The sequence below is a fragment of the Citrobacter sp. UYEF32 genome (assembly GCF_040546205.1).
Lineage (GTDB): Bacteria > Pseudomonadota > Gammaproteobacteria > Enterobacterales > Enterobacteriaceae > Phytobacter > Phytobacter diazotrophicus.
Genome location: NZ_JBEPNI010000005.1, coordinates 529,896 through 546,283, shown reverse-complemented (window position 1 = coordinate 546,283; position 16,388 = coordinate 529,896). Strand labels below are relative to the sequence as shown.

General features: G+C 51.9%; 15 protein-coding genes. 11 read left to right on the top strand and 4 right to left on the bottom strand.

All coding sequences use genetic code 11. The annotated features are described in order from the left end of the window. Positions 1–4: 4 nt before the first annotated feature. From kdsA to ABIB59_RS17115, 5 genes are all read left to right on the top strand, one after another. Entirely contained in the window at positions 5–859 is an 855-nt protein-coding gene (gene kdsA, locus ABIB59_RS17135; RefSeq protein WP_039079195.1) for a 3-deoxy-8-phosphooctulonate synthase, read from the top strand. A 470-nt stretch (positions 860–1,329) separates the two neighbouring features. Then, entirely contained in the window at positions 1,330–3,879 is a 2,550-nt protein-coding gene (locus ABIB59_RS17130; protein ID WP_354036283.1) for a type VI secretion system Vgr family protein, read from the top strand. Beyond that, on the top strand, positions 3,876–4,832 hold the full coding sequence (locus ABIB59_RS17125; protein WP_165158733.1) for a CHAP domain-containing protein: 957 nt from the start codon (positions 3,876–3,878) through the stop codon (positions 4,830–4,832). The genes ABIB59_RS17130 and ABIB59_RS17125 overlap by 4 nt, the downstream gene beginning before the upstream one ends. Next, positions 4,829–5,446 (top strand): hypothetical protein, encoded by a 618-nt coding sequence (locus ABIB59_RS17120; protein WP_143348987.1) that lies wholly within the window; start codon positions 4,829–4,831, stop codon positions 5,444–5,446. The genes ABIB59_RS17125 and ABIB59_RS17120 overlap by 4 nt, the downstream gene beginning before the upstream one ends. A gap of 818 nt (positions 5,447–6,264) precedes the next feature. After that, positions 6,265–6,633: a hypothetical protein gene (locus tag ABIB59_RS17115; protein WP_354036281.1), complete on the top strand. Its 369-nt coding sequence runs from the start codon at positions 6,265–6,267 to the stop codon at positions 6,631–6,633. Positions 6,634–6,761: 128 nt separating this feature from the next. Here ABIB59_RS17115 and chaA read toward each other — a convergent pair whose 3' ends face one another. After that, complete coding sequence (gene chaA / locus ABIB59_RS17110) at positions 6,762–7,862, bottom strand: sodium-potassium/proton antiporter ChaA (protein ID WP_039079191.1); 1,101 nt, start codon at positions 7,860–7,862, stop codon at positions 6,762–6,764. Positions 7,863–8,131: 269 nt separating this feature from the next. On the opposite strand from chaA, the gene chaB reads away from it, so the two are divergent. Continuing rightward, entirely contained in the window at positions 8,132–8,362 is a 231-nt protein-coding gene (chaB, locus tag ABIB59_RS17105; RefSeq protein ID WP_079498829.1) for a putative cation transport regulator ChaB, read from the top strand. Between the two features lie 178 nt (positions 8,363–8,540). Beyond that, a complete protein-coding gene (locus ABIB59_RS17100) occupies positions 8,541–9,236 on the top strand; it encodes a gamma-glutamylcyclotransferase (protein ID WP_039079189.1) in 696 nt (231 codons plus the stop codon). A 13-nt stretch (positions 9,237–9,249) separates the two neighbouring features. Here ABIB59_RS17100 and ABIB59_RS17095 read toward each other — a convergent pair whose 3' ends face one another. The 3 genes from ABIB59_RS17095 to ychN all read right to left on the bottom strand — a co-directional run bounded on the left by ABIB59_RS17095 (position 9,250) and on the right by ychN (position 11,954). Continuing rightward, the gene (locus ABIB59_RS17095; RefSeq protein WP_039079188.1) at positions 9,250–9,492 is read right to left on the bottom strand and encodes a DUF1883 domain-containing protein; all 243 of its coding nucleotides are present in this window, start codon (positions 9,490–9,492) and stop codon (positions 9,250–9,252) included. Between the two features lie 215 nt (positions 9,493–9,707). Beyond that, positions 9,708–11,492, bottom strand: a complete 1,785-nt coding sequence (locus ABIB59_RS17090; RefSeq protein WP_071194059.1) for a methyl-accepting chemotaxis protein — start codon at positions 11,490–11,492, stop codon at positions 9,708–9,710. 108 nt (positions 11,493–11,600) lie between these two features. Beyond that, positions 11,601–11,954, bottom strand: a complete 354-nt coding sequence (ychN, locus tag ABIB59_RS17085) for a DsrE/F sulfur relay family protein YchN (protein WP_071194060.1) — start codon at positions 11,952–11,954, stop codon at positions 11,601–11,603. A 67-nt stretch (positions 11,955–12,021) separates the two neighbouring features. Between ychN and nasR the strand changes: the two genes are divergently transcribed. The 4 genes from nasR (at position 12,022) to ABIB59_RS17065 (ending at position 16,386) form a co-directional block, all read left to right on the top strand. After that, complete coding sequence (gene nasR, locus ABIB59_RS17080) at positions 12,022–13,215, top strand: nitrate regulatory protein NasR (protein WP_071194061.1); 1,194 nt, start codon at positions 12,022–12,024, stop codon at positions 13,213–13,215. Positions 13,216–13,447: 232 nt separating this feature from the next. Then, entirely contained in the window at positions 13,448–14,707 is a 1,260-nt protein-coding gene (locus ABIB59_RS17075; protein ID WP_354036277.1) for a CmpA/NrtA family ABC transporter substrate-binding protein, read from the top strand. Position 14,708: 1 nt separating this feature from the next. Next, positions 14,709–15,590, top strand: coding sequence for a nitrate ABC transporter permease (gene ntrB, locus ABIB59_RS17070; protein ID WP_107224666.1), 882 nt, complete (start codon positions 14,709–14,711; stop codon positions 15,588–15,590). 1 nt (position 15,591) lies between these two features. After that, the gene (locus ABIB59_RS17065) at positions 15,592–16,386 is read left to right on the top strand and encodes an ABC transporter ATP-binding protein (protein ID WP_039079182.1); all 795 of its coding nucleotides are present in this window, start codon (positions 15,592–15,594) and stop codon (positions 16,384–16,386) included. The last annotated feature ends 2 nt before the right edge of the window (positions 16,387–16,388 follow it).

The following is a 16,388-nucleotide window of genomic DNA, read 5'->3' as shown; positions in this document are numbered from 1 at the left end:
TTATATGACACAAAAAGTGGTTAGCATTGGCGATATCAATGTCGCGAACGATCTGCCGTTTGTTCTGTTTGGCGGTATGAACGTGCTGGAGTCCCGCGACCTCGCGATGCGTATTTGTGAGCACTACGTAACTGTTACCCAGAAACTGGGTATTCCGTATGTGTTCAAAGCCTCTTTTGACAAAGCCAACCGTTCCTCCATCAAGTCTTACCGTGGGCCGGGCCTGGAAGAAGGGATGAAAATTTTCCAGGAGCTGAAACAGACGTTCGGCGTGAAAGTGATCACCGATGTTCACGAAGCCAGCCAGGCTCAGCCCGTTGCTGACGTGGTTGACGTGATTCAGTTACCGGCATTTCTGGCGCGTCAGACCGACCTGGTCGAAGCGATGGCGAAAACCGGCGCCGTCATTAACGTGAAAAAACCGCAGTTCGTAAGCCCTGGCCAGATGGGTAATATCGTGGATAAATTCCATGAAGGCGGTAACGACAAAGTTATCCTGTGCGACCGTGGCAGCAACTTCGGTTACGACAACCTGGTTGTCGATATGCTCGGCTTTAGCGTGATGAAAAACGTCTCTGGCAACTCGCCGGTCATTTTCGATGTGACGCACGCATTGCAGTGCCGCGACCCGTTTGGCGCCGCGTCTGGTGGCCGTCGTGCCCAGGTTGCTGAGCTGGCGCGCGCGGGTATGGCGACAGGCCTGGCCGGTCTGTTTATTGAGGCGCACCCGGATCCAGCCAACGCGAAATGCGATGGCCCGTCCGCACTGCCGCTGGATAAACTGGAGCCGTTCCTGAAACAGATCAAAGCGATTGATGATCTGGTGAAAAGCTTCGATGAGCTTGATACCAGCAAGTAATTAATCGAGCCTTGCAAAACACCGTTCACCGTTGTGTGAACGGTGTTTTCACTTTCTGACGCCTTTCCAATGCCTCTTCTGTTTCCTTTCTTTTTACAAAATAACTCTCCGCTGTTTTAAATAATAATTTTCAACGTTTATTAACGTATGCATTTTTAGCGTGAATATCTGAAAATCATGGTGTTTTTCCTAAAAATATAATTAAGTGAGTAGGCTTCCATATTCAGTCGCTTTTGCGCTAAGTGACTTTATTAATGAGGTATTTTTGTCTATATGGAATCGCATTGTTAATTATGTCGTATCCAGGAGCGTGGATTTTCTCTGGCGGTAGCTATGCTTTTTTGCGTGACGCTATTGGGATGGCATAAATAAACCAGCCTGGAAAATGGGAATTCACAGATTGTTGTGCTTGCCCGTCAGCAATAAAGGCAAGAATACATTGCATATTGCAAGGATGCAGGAGACACCGCATGAATGCGCTCAGTTTTGACCACTCCCACCACAAATTAAAAATCCGTGGCCTGAGCAGCCCGCCTGGTGTGCTCTCCTTTGAAGGCCACGAGCATCTGAGCCAGCCGTTCTGTTACGACATTCAGTTCACCAGCCGTGATAAAACCCTGGAGCCGGAAGCGGTGCTGATGCAGGACGGCGCGCTCAGCCTCTGCGCCCCGCCGGTTCAGGGAATGCCGGTACAGGTGCCGCTGCGCACCCTGTATGGCGTCATCACTGGCTTTAAACAGCTTTCCACCTCGCGCGATGAAACACGCTATGAAGTGCGCCTTGAGCCCCGGCTGGCGCTGCTCGCCCGCAGCCATCAGAACGCCATCTACCAGAACCAGAGCGTGCCGCAGATTGTCGAGAAAATCCTGCGTGAGCGCCACGGGATGCTCGGCCAGGACTTCGTATTCACCCTGACGGGGGAATATCCGTCGCGCGAACAGGTGATGCAGTTCGGCGAGGACGACCTGACGTTTATCTCCCGGCTGCTGTCGGAGGTGGGGATCTGGTTCCGGTTCAGTACCGACGTGCGGCTGAAAATCGAAGTCATTGAGTTTTATGACGACCAGAGCGGCTATGAACGCGGCCTGATGCTGCCACTGCGCCACCCTTCTGGGCTGAGCGACAGCGGCACGGAATCTGTCTGGGGACTGAACACGGCATATCATGTGGTGGAAAAAAGCGTCACCACGCGGGACTACAACTACCGTGACGCGACCGCCGATATGACGTCGGCGTTTGATGCGACGGGCGGGGACAGCACCACCTGTGGCGAAGCCTGTCATTACGCGGACAACTTCCTGACGGCAGGCGACCCGGACACACCGGAAAGTGGGGCGTTTTACGCGCGTATCCGCCACGAACGTTACCTTAATGGCCGGGCCATTCTGCAGGGGCTGAGCACCAGCGCCCTGCTGATGCCGGGGCTGGAGATAAAGGTACCGGATGAAGACGCCCCGGCGGTATTCCGCAGGGGCGCATTGATAACCGGGCTGACCGCCGTCGCGGCGCGAGACCGCAGTTATGAACTGACGTTTACCGCCATCCCGTATTCGGAACGTTACAGCTTTCGCCCGTCGCGCATCGCGAAGCCGGTGATGGCCGGAACGCTGCCCGCGCGGGTGACCAGCACAACGGCAAACGATATCTATGCCCATATCGATAAAGACGGGCGCTACCGGGTGAACCTCGATTTTGACCGCGAGACCTGGAAACCGGGTTACGAGAGCCTGTGGGTACGGCAGTCCCGCCCTTATGCGGGAGACACGTACGGCCTGCACCTGCCGCTGCTGGCGGGCACGGAGGTCAGCATCGCGTTTGAGGGAGGCAACCCGGACCGGCCCTATATCGCCGGGGTGAAGCATGATTCCGCCCACCCCGACCACGTGACGATTCAGAACTACAAGCGCAACGTGCTGCGTACCCCGGCAAACAACAAGCTGCGCCTCGATGACGAGCGCGGCAAAGAGCATATCAAAATCAGTACGGAGTACGGCGGCAAGAGCCAGCTCAATCTCGGCCATCTGGTGGATGCGGGAAAACAGCAGCGCGGGGAAGGTTTTGAGCTGCGCACGGACATGTGGGGTGCCATCCGGGCGAAAAAGGGGATATTCATCAGCGCCGACGGTCAGGAGCGGGCGCAGGGGCAGGTGCGGGAGATGGCGGCGGCGATGGGGATACTGAGCGGTGCACAGTCGCAAATGGCGTCTCTGTCGGCGGATGCGGAAACGGCGAATGCTGACCCGGCAGACCTTGCGTCGCAGGTGACGTTGCTGGAGGAGCGTGTAAAAGAACTGACGCAGGCGGTGGTGCTGTTAAGCGGTCCGAAAGGTGTGACCCTGGCCAGCGGTGAACATATGCAACTGGCGGCGGCCAGGAGTCTCGAAATGAACGCTGGCAATAATGCCGATATTGGGGTGATGAAAAACCTGTTTATCGGTGTGGGGCAGGCCCTGAGTGTATTTGTACGCAAAGCGGGGATTAAGCTGTTTGCCAATAAAGGTGCGATCTCACTACAGGCGCAGAACGACCTGATGGAATTACTGGCGAAAAAATCGATAGAGATCACCAGTACGGAAGATGAGATCATTATTACCGCGAAGAAGAAAATCACGATCAACGGTGGCGGAAGTTATATCCGTCTGGATCCCTGCGGAATAGAAGCCGGTACGCAAGGTGAATATAACGTCAAGGCAGGATATTACGGGCGTAAGCCAGGAGCGAAAATTACGCCTGAGGTGATGGCATTTCCGATGATAAAAGAAACATGGGATGGTATACGGATAATTACAACGCGGCAGCGGAATGGTGATTCGTCACCTGTTGGCTTAGATTTTAAAATTAAGAGTGATAATGATTTGACATTATTCAGAGCGAAAACTTCTAATATTGATGGTAAGAGTTGCGTTTTTTCTGATGAGAAATTTGAAAAAATGGATAGTTTATTAATTGGTAAGGAGAGTGATGAGTGGGTGTCTTATTCTTTTGAAGAGGATTTGCAGGGGAATGAAGAGTACTTATGAAATCCAGACTTGTTATTTCATTTAAAAATTCATTAATGGGGCCCTCTTCGGGTTTGAATTATAGGGTGACTGTTAACAATGTTAGTATTGATCAATCTACTGTGAAAGATACGAATTCTCCATTGGTATATGAGTTTGAAGAAATTAGTAGTGGTCGTGTTGTAATATTCAATAGCGAAGGTGTAAATGTCGAGATAAACAGAGGGAATTCATATCAGATTAAAATTGGTGTAATTGATATAAATAGCAATATCGAAAAAGAAGTTGGGGTTGAAACCTTGAATACAGGTAAGCAGCTAACAATGGTTATTGTGTCGCCATGGACAAAAATATCAATTCAGAACATTGGGAGGGACGATTTTTCTGGAGGGTTTTATAATGTTGAATATAAAATAAATAAAACGGGTGAGATCAGGGAGCTAAAAATAGCAATAAAAGATATTCCCAGGAAAATTATAACAACTGCCCTTAAATACCGAGGGGATATTAAATGGGCTGGTACAACCAGTGTTGCATCAAGGCATCCGGAGCTGGGCGATGAGGTAACATTTGGATCAGGTACAAATAAGTGTAATATCTTCGTTAATGATGTTTTGACAGAATCGGGTGTTAAAGTCGCCTGGATTGAGCATGGTAAGTCAACAAATATTCCATTTTATAAACGATTAAGCCCTCCAACAGCAGGGGAATGGGCTAATAGTTCAAAGTTGCTTAATAGCTGGAGCGTGGAAAATACGCCAGAGCCGGGAGATGTTGGTGCCTACTCTTATAATTATAGTGATGCGTCAGGACATGTTGGAATTATTATTGCGGATGGTGTGACTATTTCAGCAGGCTGGAATAAGATCGAATTAAATGATTGTGGGTTTAGAGTTAAGTATAATACTGCCAGTGAACCATCTCAAGAGCATGATTTTACGATTTTTAGACGTTATAAAGGAATGTTAAGGTGATGAAAAAAAATACTAAATTTATACTCGGAGTTGTTCTTTTTTTGTTTGTGTATGGGTGTTTTTTTTATTTAAATGGAGAGGTGTGCTCTGAGAGTATGTATAGGATTTCAGAAAACAAAGAGTATTATAATCTAATCGGTCGGTACGCGGAAAAAAGAACTATAGTAGACAAGTATGGGGGGCGTGTTCTTCATGTTGTATCATGGAAAGATGCAACGAATGTTTATGATATATACTATGATGGTATCGCTCGGGAAATTAATGAGCGTCCAGAGTATTACCTTTATGATGTCTTGAAGGTTTTGTCTGGTGCTAATTATGATCAAAGTCAAAAGCTATACTCCATTCTTTTGATGCAACATCTTTCGATTGGTGATTATATTTGTTTGATGAGTGTTGCTAATGAGTCCTTTGAAAGTGGATATATTGATAAGGAAGTCATGCGGTTTGCTCTTTTCCCTGACCAAAATATAAAGAATGGGACGTCTGTTTATTACTGGTGGCTACCCGCCTGGAGGAGGCAATTTATCAAAAATGCATATAAGGTGGCAGATAAAGAATCTGTTGACGCTGTTTTAAATGGAAGTTGGTCATTTAATCTCATAATGCAGTAAGAGAGAATATCAATATGTTCATTTTGATTGTTGTGAAGTACAGTGCGGTGGTTTGTTCTGGTTAAATATTTTTATAAAAACCCGCTATATAACTTAATAAATTGAAAGTGAAATAAAGATATATGGTTGTTCCGTATGTAAATAACAAATCATTTTATATCGGTAAGAAATTGTATAACAGGATATATAGAATTTTGCGCGGGTGGCTGATTTGTTCAAAATATGCTAATGATATGGCTGTGAACAGTTGAGGTATATGAAACTGGAGGTAGCGAAAATACTGAATGAAAATTTTCCTGTACTGCACTGGCAACTGATAAACAGATTTGAGTGCTCCTCAATTGGGGCCGCCGTCTGGAATGGTACCCGTACTGATAGTGCTGTGGAATATTGGTCAGGTTATCGGGGCAGGCTGCGTACGGCAGGATGTCAAAGGCAAGCTTTACGGCGATGGAATCAAAACTGATGGGCGCCTTTAAAAATCATGTTCAGCAGGAGGCCAAACGATGATGGCATCATTAGATACCGGGGGCGCAGTACGGGCGCAATCAACGATACCGTCGAAGGGCGTTCTGTTACTGACTGGATGGCTGACTATAAATCTGAGGTAAACCAGTACTGGCGGGGGCGACTTACTCCAATATCTATGGCACGGATGCCGCAGAGACGCCGCCTTTGATTTCTATCTTGATATCTATTTTATCTGGCTGGCAAAGCAATATTAACTCTACTGCACCGAGCTTAATCACCTGGGTGAGAAACTGTCGTGAGCGCGTCGTGAAAAGATAAGCGAGTATGGTCCGCTTGCAGGAACAGGGGTGAACCCGAATCGAAAATCTGAAGAGATAAAGGCGCAGATTGCTGAACTTAAATCACTCTGGGGATGGCTGGATGATGTCAAGCGTGTCGCCACCGGATTATCAAATGATTTTAATTACGGGCGACAAATGGATACTCGCATGGACAACCATAAAGAGATTTATTTTCCTGCATCGAGACGGGCTGAGCTGTTCCTCGATTTTTATCATAAGGCATGGAATGGCGAAAAACTCCCCGACATCACATGGCCAGGAATAAATACACTTCATGCTTATTTTGCTCATGATTTGCATACGGTAGAGACAGGGGTTTCTATCAACGAAAGTTTCTTTCTGCGCCGTATGGCTGAATGTCCAAAACCACAATAAAAGAATAATAATAAAAGAATAACAATAAAAGAATATAAGTCACTTGCTATCGCTGACCTGAAAAACCAGGCCAGCATAGCGTGCTAACAAGATCGGCTCATTACTGACTACAGACGCCCTTATTTGCATCAGGCAAAAATCGTCATCAAATAGGCCGCAAACAGTGCCAGATGTGCGGCGCCGTTAAGGACATTGGTGCGACCCGTTGAAAACGAAATATGGCACAGCATCAATGACGCCAGCATCACCACCAGCTCCGGTTTGCCCAGGCCAAACATCAAATCATTCCCGGTCACCCAGGCAATCAGCGTGACAACCGGTACGGTCAACGAAATGGTCGCCAGAACTGAGCCGAAGAACAGATTCATTGCGCGCTGCACCTGATTATTTAATACCGCTTTCAGGGCGCCCAAGCCTTCGGGAGAGAGAATCAACAGTGCAACCAGGAAGCCGGTAAAGGCAACAGGCGCATTCATTTCCGTCAGCAGATTTTCCAGCGGATTGGCATTCATCTTGGTGACCGCAATAACGGCAATCAGATGGACCAGCAGCCAGACGGTGTGCCAGCCGCTGCTATGTGCCGACGGTTTGCCGTGGTGCGGGTCATCATCGTCGCCGTCATCTTCGTGCTCATAAACGAACAGACTCTGATGCGTTTTCGTTTGAATCAGCAGGAATACGCCATACATAGCGGCAGAAATAAGGGCCACCAGTAATGATTGTCCGGTCGTGAAATTGCCGCCTTCTAAGGCCACCGGGAAGACCAGAACAATAATGGCCAGCGGAAAGAGGGCAATCATATATTGCTTGATGCCGAACAGGTTCACATATTGCGTGGCAAATTTCCGCCCACCGAGCAATAACGAGAAGCCAACCAGACCACCGCTAACGATCATAATGATGGAATAAAGTGTGTCGCGCATGAGCGTTGGCGCAGCATCGCCGGTTGCCATTAACGCAGAAATCAGACTCACTTCAAGAATAACGACAGAAAGGCTTAAAATTAATGAGCCATAGGGTTCACCGAGACGGTGAGCAAGAACATCGGCGTGGCGTACGACGCTAAATGCGCTGGCAAGAATCCCCACCAGGGCCAGAGCATTCATTCCGATTATCACTGGCAGCGACTGACTGTTTCCCCAATAAAGCAGGGCTGCCAGTGCCAGAACCGGGAAAATGAGCGAAGTCTCCTTGTGGCGGGTTTTAACCGCCTCGTGCGTTGTTGTCATTGTTGATCTCCAACCAGCAGGTATTTGTAATTATAGAAAGAAATTCAGGGCGCATAAAATAACAAACATTCGCCTTTCATTATCCCTTTTTTACGCTTTTTTACGTCATGCGAATTTTCTGCTTTGAGGTGAATATTTATAAACATTTAATGGAAAATATAGTTAATTAACAATGTAATGCCATTGGGGTTTTGTCGTAAATCAAAATCGGTTGGATAAGACGGGAAGAATAAACCAGACTTAAGTTTTTGCTTAAGGAGGTATATACGATGCCCTATAAAACGAAATCAGACTTACCCGACAGCGTGCAACATGTCCTGCCTGCCCACGCCCAGGAAATCTATAAAGAAGCCTTTAATAGTGCCTGGGAGCAATATAAAGATAGAGACGACCGCCGCGGTGATGCCAGCCGCGAAGAGACCGCGCATCGCGTAGCCTGGGCGGCGGTAAAAAATGATTATGAAAAGGGTGACGATGATAAATGGCATAAAAAGCGATAACCCTCTGAAATAGTGAGCCACATTTTTATATTGTCAACATGATGAATCGCCCTTCGCCTTATGCCCTATAGAGTTCACTTGAAAACGGCCTGTGAATTGCATATCGTCATTGAAAAGCGCCAGGAAGGCAGCAGTAAAGTCGTCGCAAGGAAGCAGGCAGTGGCGGAGGTAGAAAGAGATGTTGACGCGTGATTTCTTGATGAAGGCAGATTGTAAAACGGCGTTTGGAGACATTGAGGAATCGCTGTTATGGTCGGCGGAGCAACGAGCAGCATCGCTTGCAGCGACGCTGGCTTGCCGCCCGGATGACGGCCCGGTATGGATTTTTGGTTACGGTTCGCTGATGTGGAACCCGGCTCTGGAATATGACGAGTCCTGTACCGGTACTCTTCCCGGCTGGCACCGCGCATTTTGTTTACGTCTGACGGCGGGACGCGGCAGCGCATGCCAGCCCGGACGTATGCTTGCACTAAAAGAGGGCGGGCGCACCACCGGCGTGGCCTATCGCCTGGCAGAATCCACCCTACACGAAGAGCTTTCCCTGTTGTGGAAACGCGAGATGATCACCGGCTGCTATTTGCCGAGCTGGCGCAAGCTGGAGCTTGATGACGGGCGTACGGTAAATGCGCTGGTATTCATCATGGACCCGCGTCATCCGCTTTATGAGTCCGATACCCGCGCGCAGACCATTGCGCCGCTTATTGCCTCAGCGAGTGGCCCGCTGGGTACCAACGCGCAATATCTGTTCTCGCTGGAACAAGAGCTGATCAAACTGGGTATGCAGGATGATTGCCTCAACGAACTGGTGGGAAGGGTGCGTCTGCTGCTGGAGGGAGAAAAACCAGGTCCGGAGATGCAACCTGGTTTCGCCTGAGTGTGATGCTAACTTATGCTGGAACGTAACTGATGGAATGTTCCAGCGACTGGCTGTGGCTATCGATCAGCACATTCCAGATGCCGCTGTAAGGAACCGCCAGATACGCACTGGCACGATCCTGAACGCTTAACACATCAGTCTGACTTGCGGCCTGACTCTTTTCGCTCATCAGATGGATATGGCAGCTCTCAGAACAACGTACTACCACTGTATCCCCACCAAATAACTTCAAACTTGTTTTTACCAACGCCATTGTTTTAAACCCCGTATATATCGACAACGCACTCCCTGCGGGAAAATCCCGTGCGTGATTTTGTTCACAATTCACTCATTGCATAACACCAAAGGGAAGGGGTTCAGATGCTGACTTTGATCAAAAAATGGCGTAACGATTAAACAATAATGACAAAATTCGGCGGGGGATTATGTCGGCGCGTTAAATTCGGGGAAAAACGCGCCGACAGAAGATTAAATGCGGAAATGCCCCGCAGTTTCAGCAAGCTCGCCCGCTTGTTCCTGCAACGCGCCTGCGGCGGCGGCTGACTGGATCACCAGTTCGGCGTTTTGCTGCACCATTCGGTCAAGATCGATGACCGCATGGTTAATTTCCTGGATACCTTTCATCTGCTCGTTCGTGGCGACGGTGATTTCACGCATAATGACCGAGACGCTGTCAATGCTGGAGACAATTTCCCCCATACTTTCCCCGGCCAGGCGCACGTAGCGGGAACCCGTTGCCACGCTGTCTGTTGTCGAATCAATCAACGATTTAATCTCTTTCGCCGCCTGCGCGCTGCGACTGGCAAGGTTGCGCACCTCGCCGGCAACAACCGCGAAACCACGCCCTTGCTCGCCTGCACGTGCTGCTTCGACCGAGGCGTTCAGCGCCAGGATATTGGTCTGGAAAGCGATCCCGTCAATCACGCTGGTAATATCACCGATTTTGGCCGACGCCACTTCGATTGTCTGCATGGTTGAAATGGCCTGCGATACCACTTTGCCGCCGCGTGACGCCGCCTCAGAGGCGCTGTGCGCCTGTTCGTTAGCCTGAGCGGCGGAATCGGTTGATTGGGCGACGGAGGCGGTAATCTGCTCGACGGCACTGGCGGTCTCGCGCAGGCTGGAGGCGGCCTGTTCGGTACGCCCTGACAGATCCTGGTTGCCTGTCGCAATCTCTTGTGCCGCCTGCTGAACAGAGTGGCTGGAATCGCGCAGTTTAACCATCACTACGGCGAGTTTATCGCTAAAGGCGTTAAATGCATGGGCGATTTGCGCCACTTCATCGTTACCTTGTTCCGGCAAGCGCTGCGACAGGTCATCTGTGCCGCTGCTAATTGCGTTCATCGCGTCACGAATGGTGATCAGGCGCTTGAGCATAGTGGCGACAATCCAGTGCATCAGGGCACCCGCCAGCACGACCAGTACAATCAGCGAAACGGCTGAGGCTTTTAATTGCGCACGCAGGCCCGCCGTGGCGTCTGCGCTGTCCAGAGCGACAACCAGCAACCAGTTGGTGCCGTTCACTTTGGTGGCAAGAAACGCTTTTTCCGCACCGGCAAAGAGGCCCGTGAGCGGTTTACCCGCTTGCAGATCGGCAAATTTTACTTCCCCGATGGCCTCGCCAAACGGTTTCAGCGTCAGTTTGCCATCGTTGGCGGCAATCACGCTGCCATCACTGTTAAGTAACAGTCCGCTGCTGTTTGGGGTGGGTTTAATACCCTGGACGTTGGCCACCACGCTGTCCATTGACACATCACCTGCGACCACCGCTTTAAGCGTACCGTTTTCTTTGACTGGTACTGCGAAGGTGACCACAAGTTTCCCGCTGCCTGCATCGACATAAGGTGCGGTGACTATCGGAGCATCCGCTTTGGCGGCCTGCTGATACCAGGGACGAATGGTCGGATCATAATCCGCAGGCACGCCGTCCGGGTTTGAGAATTTGGCCGTTTTACTGGCGTACCCCACATAGACGTTGATAAAGCCGGCGGCCTGAGCAATCTGGGTGAACACCGGAACGGGGTCGTCGGTTAGGGCGACTTTCTGGAGAGAGGAGATGGCGGTCGTTTTACTGCTGACCCAGTCGCTGATAGCGAGGCTATGGCTGGAGCTGGTGCTGGTGAGGATGTCTTGCTGAGCGTCCTGATTATGCTGGCTGGTTACCTGGTAGTTAATAACGGTGTTAAGAAGAAGAGCAATAGCGAGACAGCCCGCCGTCGCCGCAATGATACGAGCGCGAATTGACCTGAACATATTTATGAGTACCTGCTGTGTTGTCTTTAATGCCTATCGGCAGCACAGCAGGCAAACTTGATGCCAGAGAGGCACCCATAAGAAAAAAGTATTAAAGAATGATGAATATTAGAAGGTCAGCACTTTATCTGCCGACAGCGTCCACTGCGCCAGTTCGACCAGGGTGCCAATCGCCACGCCATCCACTAAGGGCAACGTCGTGATACCGCGCCCGTCGGTGCAGGTCTTACACAATTTCACCGGTACATTTTGCGCAGTAAGGATTTCCAGCATTTGCTGAATATTGTACCCCTCGGCGGGTTTTTGCCCACGCAGCCCGGCGGTCACCGCATCGGACATTAAAAACAGGCGTAAATCGAGGTCGGCTTCTTGCTCGCGCAGGGCGATGGCCAGACGCAGACTGTTAAATAAGGATTCACTACCGTACGCCGCGCCGTTGGCGACAATCACGATCTTTTGCATCTTCACTCCTTCGATAGGGCATGGTTATTGCTTATTACTCTCCAGCAGACAGCCACGGAGAGTAAGCATGAATAATTATACTGATGCGACACCCGACGCCACCGACTGGTTTCGCTATGCGCGTCAGGTCCAGAAACAACAGCTTTACCAGCTCACCCAGCTTGGCGTGCTGGCGGGAAAAATCAGCCATCTGACCCATATGTTGCAGTGCGAACGCGGCGCATCGAATATCTGGCTGTGTTCAAAAGGGCAGCTTTACGCGCTGGAATGTCGTGCCAGCAGCGCCCTTGCCGATGAGAACATCACCCCGTTTTTACCGTTACTCGCCACGCTCAGGCCACTTGCCAGTAGCGCATTATGCCACCGTATTGCCGCCGCTGTTGGGTGTCTGGAACAACTTCCACAGTTACGCGAACAAATAAAAACCCAGCGTATTACGGCAGAACAGGCGATGGCGCAGTTCAGCCGTACCATTAGCCATCTGCTGAGCATTATTCCGCAGCTTAACGACAGCGTTGATGATCCCAGAATCGTTAAACATCTGGTGGCCCTCTACAGTTTTATGCAGGGAAAAGAGCTGGTAGGGCAAGAGCGCGCGCTGGGGGCGATTGGGTTTACCCAGGCGGCATTTAGCGATGCATTGCGCCAGTCGCTGGTGGACCGCATTGATGGTCAGCAACCCTGTTTTGAGGCCTTCCTGTCGCTTGCGGCGCCTGATGTCAGTGCGATATTTGCCCGCGAATGTACCGCCGGGCTGGAGATTGAACAGCTCCGTCGCCAGGCCTGCACCCGCGTGCCCCCCGCAGACGGCGGCGAAGGGGCGCTACGCTGGTTCGCACTGCAAACCCAGAGGCTGGAACATCTGCGTGCGCTGGAAGAATTGCTGATCAATGAACTGATGCACACGACAGCGACCATGCTGGAGGAAGACGACGACGTTAATGTCAGTAGCTGGATTGAGGAAACGACGAGCGACCGCCTTTCCGCGCGGCTCGACAAACAGCTCTTACCCCTGGTGCGCCAGCAAGCCCGTGAACTGGAGCAGCTTAGTGCGCAACTGGCCTCATTACAGGATTCCATGGAGGAACGCACGCTGATTGATAAAGCGAAAAATATCCTGATGAATCACCAGAACATGAGCGAAGAGCAGGCCTGGCAATGTCTGCGCAAAATGGCTATGGACAAGAATCAGCGCATGGTTGAAATCGCCCGCGCGCTGCTCACTGTACGGGCATTATGGCCTCTAACACCTAAGGAGTAGTTGCACATTCTGCGGGCATTCCCTGCACATGTGCAGTGCGAAAACATCCTGAAAACAGGTGAAAAGCACGAAAAACAGCGGCTTGTAACCTGGCATAGTGGTTGCATTGTTAAGTGTGTAAATGAATACATTTGTGGCGGGGAACCAACGGCGGTTCACTGACCATACGGATAAAGGCGTCCATTGGTGCGAAAGCATCGACGGGCGCTTTTTTTTTGCTTCGGGAGTGGGTATGGGCGATTCATCGGTTTCACTAACGCGCAGGCGTTTTCTACAGGCAGGAGCAGCACTGGGCGGTGCGATGCTGATGCCCGGCCTGATGCAGTCCGCGTGGGCGGCAGGTTCCGACAAACCGGAACTGACTACTGTTCGTGTCGGGTTTATTCCGCTGACCGATTGCGCGCCGCTGGTCATTGCTGCCCTGAAAGGGTTCGATAAAAAGTACGGCATCACCCTGGTGCCAACCAAAGAGGCCAGTTGGGCGGCGGTGCGCGACAAACTGGTCTCCGGCGAACTGGACGCCGCGCACGTGCTTTATGGCTTGCTGTACGGGCTGGAACTCGGGATCGCCGGGAAAACCCAGTCGATGGCCAACCTGATGACCCTTAACCAGAACGGTCAGGGGATAACCCTTTCCAGCGACCTGCTGGATAAAGGCGTCACCGATGGCGAGAGCCTGAAAAAACTGATTGGGCAGAGCGCCCCCGGAACATACACCTTTGCCCATACCTTCCCGACCGGCACTCACGCCATGTGGCTCTATTACTGGCTGGCGAGCGCGGGCATCAACCCCTTTACCGACATTCGCACGGTGGTCGTGCCGCCGCCGCAAATGGTGATGAACATGCGGATCGGCAACATGGTTGGTTTTTGCGTGGGTGAACCGTGGAACGCCCGCGCCATTAATGACCGCATCGGATTTACCGCTGCGACCAGCCAGTCCGTGTGGCCGGATCATCCGGAAAAAATTCTCGGCACGCGCAGCGCCTGGGTCGAACAAAACCCACACACCGCCCGTGCGCTGGTCTGTGCGGTGATGGAGGCATCCCGCTGGATTGATGCTTCCGATGATAACCGCCGGGAAACCGCCCGCATCCTCGCGCGTCGGGCGTGGCTTAACACCAAAGAGCAGTATCTGACCGGGCGCATGCTCGGTGAATACGACAACGGTGCGGGCAAGCGCTGGCAGGACGCGCACGCTATCCGCTTTTTCAATGACGGCCAGGTGAGCTACCCATGGCACTCCGACGGCATGTGGTTTTTAACCCAGTTCCGCCGCTGGGGGCTGCTGAAAAGCGAACCGGATTATGCCGCCATCGCCGGGCGCATTAACCGTATCGATATCTGGAAAGATGCCGCCACGGCTATCGGGGGCATTACGCCGCCTGCGCAGACCATGCGAACCAGCGCACTGATGGATGGCACGCGCTGGGACGGTACCGACCCGGAGCAATACGCCAGACGCTTCGACATTCAACGAACAGGGGCCTGATATGAAACATCAACAGAACACACAGCGCGTTACGCCGCCGTCCATAGCTGGCGAAGTGATTACGCTGCCTCCGGTAAAAGTCCGCACCCGTAAGCCGGCCTTGTCGCGTAAAACTCGCGCGGTAGCCGAACGTGTTGTTCCCGCGCTGCTGGGACTTGGGCTGTTGCTTATCGCCTGGGAACTGGCGGCAATCAACAGCAAAGGCTTTCCCACCCCGCTCAGCACGCTGGATTCGGCAATGACGCTATTTGCCGACCCGTTCTATCGGGATGGGCCGAATGACATGGGGATCGGCTGGAACGTACTGGCTTCATTGCAGCGCGTCGCCATCGGTTTTGGTCTGGCGGCGCTGGTGGGGATCCCGCTGGGTTTTATGATTGGCCGCTTTATCTTTCTGGCGCGGATGTTCAACCCGCTGATTGCACTGCTGCGCCCGGTCAGCCCACTGGCATGGTTACCGATTGGCCTGCTGCTTTTCCAGAAAGCGGAACCGGCATCAAGCTGGACCATTTTCATCTGTTCTATCTGGCCGATGGTGATTAATACCGCCGAAGGGGTGCGCCGCATTCCGCAAGATTACCTCAACGTGGCCCGCGTTCTGCAGTTGTCCGAATGGACGGTCATGCGCCGCATTTTGTTCCCGGCGGTGTTGCCCGCCGTGCTCACCGGCGTCCGCTTGTCGATCGGCATCGCCTGGCTGGTGATTGTCGCCGCGGAAATGCTCACCGGCGGCCTGGGGATCGGTTTTTGGATCTGGAACGAATGGAACAACCTCAATGTGGAAAACATTTTAATCGCCATTGTCATCATCGGTGTGGTCGGTCTGCTGCTGGAGCAGGGGCTGATGCTGGTGGCACGTCGCTTTAGCTGGCAGGAGAAATAAGATGAGCAAAAAACCGATTATCCAGGTGCAGGCGGTGAGCCAGCGCTTTTCGACCGCGGGCGGTGAGTTTGTGGCGTTGCAAAATGTCTCATTCGATATTCATGAAGGGGAAACGGTCAGCCTGATTGGTCATTCGGGCTGTGGAAAATCGACTTTACTGAATTTGATTGCCGGTATCACGCTCCCAACCGAAGGCGGTTTGCTGTGCGATAACCGGGAGATAGCGGGGCCTGGCCCCGAGCGCGCGGTCGTGTTCCAGAACCACTCTTTATTGCCGTGGCTGACCTGTTTTGACAACGTGGCGCTGGCGGTGGATCAGGTGTTCCGTCGCACCATGCACAAAGCGGAGCGCCGCGAGTGGATTGAGCACAATCTGGAGCGGGTACAAATGGGCCACGCGCTGCACAAACGTCCGGGGGAGATCTCAGGCGGGATGAAGCAACGTGTCGGCATTGCCCGTGCTCTTGCCATGAAACCCAAAGTGCTGCTGATGGATGAACCTTTTGGCGCGCTCGATGCGTTAACCCGCGCCCACCTGCAGGATGCGGTCATGCAGATCCAGCAGTCGCTGAACACCACCATCGTGCTGATCACCCATGATGTGGACGAGGCGGTGCTGCTTTCTGACCGGGTACTGATGATGACCAACGGCCCGGCGGCAACCGTCGGTGAAATCCTTGACGTCAATCTGCCGCGTCCGCGTAACCGGGTGCAACTGGCTGATGACAGCCGTTATCACCACCTGCGCCAGCAGATCCTCCATTTCCTCTATGAAAAACAGCCGAAAGCGGCCTGAGG